Origin of the sequence: Vibrio sp. OPT24 (assembly GCF_015163545.1) — a bacterium.
GTDB classification, from domain to species: Bacteria; Pseudomonadota; Gammaproteobacteria; order Enterobacterales; family Vibrionaceae; genus Vibrio; species Vibrio cyclitrophicus.
This window is the reverse complement of the sequence record NZ_JADDYI010000035.1, coordinates 1-204: the sequence shown is the minus strand read 5'-3', so window position 1 is coordinate 204 and position 204 is coordinate 1. Positions and strand designations below refer to the sequence as shown.

1 rRNA gene is annotated in these 204 nt (G+C 45.6%); it reads right to left on the bottom strand.

Annotated features, from left to right (window positions below):
* Positions 1 to 204: ribosomal RNA gene (locus tag IQO02_RS08500) — 23S ribosomal RNA — on the bottom strand; the annotation flags it as partial.

The following is a 204-nucleotide window of genomic DNA, read 5'->3' as shown; positions in this document are numbered from 1 at the left end:
CTTTCGGAATCTCGGTTGATTTCTCTTCCTCGGGGTACTTAGATGTTTCAGTTCCCCCGGTTTGCCTCCTGTTGCTATGTATTCACAACAGGATACTTGCTTATGCAAGTGGGTTTCCCCATTCAGGAATCCCAGACTCAAAAGGTTATTACTACCTAATCTGGGCTTATCGCAAGTTATTACGCCTTTCATCGCCTCTGACTG